Annotated in this window: 1 rRNA gene; it reads right to left on the bottom strand. The window is 52.3% G+C overall.

From position 1 onward, the window contains the following. Nucleotides 1-14 precede the first annotated feature (14 nt). A 23S ribosomal RNA gene (locus ACTQ52_RS12270) occupies nt 15-1,779 on the bottom strand; the annotation flags it as partial.

Genomic DNA, 1,779 nt, shown 5'->3' with positions numbered 1-1,779 from the left:
TCGTCTTGCGCACATTGGATAAGCCCTCGACCTATTAGTAACTATCACCTGAATGCTTTGCAGCACTTACAGCTTAGCCCTATCAACCTTGTAGTCTTCAAGGGGTCTTACTCTTGCGATGGGATATCTCATCTTGAGGGTGGCTTCACGCTTAGATGCCTTCAGCGTTTATCCAGTCCCGACATGCCTACCCTGCGATGGCTTTGATAGCCAACAGGTCCAACAGAGGTCAGTCCATCCCGGTCCTCTCGTACTAAGGACAGCTCCTCTCAAATATCCTACGCCCGCGCCGGATAGGGACCGAACTGTCTCACGACGTTCTGAACCCAGCTCGCGTACCGCTTTAATGGGCGAACAGCCCAACCCTTGGGACCGACTTCAGCCCCAGGATGCGATGAGCCGACATCGAGGTGCCAAACCTCCCCGTCGATGTGAACTCTTGGGGGAGATCAGCCTGTTATCCCCAGGGTAGCTTTTATCCGTTGAGCGATGGCAATCCCACTTTCATACCACCGGATCACTAAGTCCTACTTTCGTACCTGCTCGGACCGTCGCCCTCGCAGTCAGCCTCCCTTATGCCTTTGCACTCTATGGATGGTTTCCAACCATCCTGAGGGAAACTTTGAGCGCCTCCGATACTCTTTCGGAGGCGACCGCCCCAGTCAAACTCCCCACCTGACATTGTCCCATGACCAGTTCATGGCCTATAGTTAGAAATCCAATAACGCAGGGGTGGTATCCCAACAGCGACTCAATGAAAACCGAAGTCCTCACATCAAAGTCTCCCACCTATCCTGTGCATGCATTACCGAATCCCAGTATCAAGCTGGAGTAAAGCTCCATGGGGTCTTTCCGTCCTGGCGCGGGTAGCCAGCATCTTCACTGGCACTTCAATTTCACCGGATGTACTGTCGAGACAGCGCTCAAATCATTACGCCTTTCGTGCGGGTCGGAACTTACCCGACAAGGAATTTCGCTACCTTAGGACCGTTATAGTTACGGCCGCCGTTTACTGGGGCTTGAATTCAAAGCTTCGCTTGCGCTAACCTCTCCTCTTAACCTTCCAGCACCGGGCAGGCGTCAGCCCATATACTTTACCTTACGGTTTCGCATAGACCTGTGTTTTTGCTAAACAGTTGCTTGAGCCTTTTCTCTGCGGCCCACTCTCGTGGGCACCCCTTATCCCGAAGTTACGGGGTCATTTTGCCGAGTTCCTTAACAGTACTTCTTCCGTCGGCCTTAGGATTCTCTCCTCATCTACCTGTGTCGGATTGCGGTACGGGCTTATAGTACACAATAGCGGCTTTTCTCGTCACAGGATCCTGCAGCTTCGCTACTTTAGTTCGCTCCCCATCACGTCCTTGCCTTACTGAACGGTTTTGCCTGCTCAGCAGCTCTTACGCTTGGACCGGTCTTTTCATTCCCGGCTCTGCCATCTCCCATGTGTCCCCACATTTCTGATACTATAAGGTACTGGAATCTAAACCAGTTGTCCATCGACTACGCTTCTCAGCCTCGCCTTAGGCCCCGACTTACCCAGGGCAGATCAGCTTTACCCTGGAAACCTTAGATATTCGGCCTGGAGGATTCTCACCTCCATCTCGCTACTCATTCCGGCATTCTCTCTTCATGCACGTCCACGGATCCTTACGGTACCGCTTCTGCCATGCATCAATGCTCCTCTACCAACATTTCTGTTCCTAAGCTTCGGTGTTGTGTTTTAGCCCCGTGAATTTTCGGCGCAGGACCTCTCGACTAGTGAGCTATTACGCACTCTTT

The organism is Oribacterium sp. Sow4_G1_1, assembly GCF_052116105.1.
Taxonomy (GTDB): Bacteria; Bacillota; Clostridia; order Lachnospirales; family Lachnospiraceae; genus Oribacterium.
This window is presented reverse-complemented; position numbering and strand designations above follow the sequence as displayed.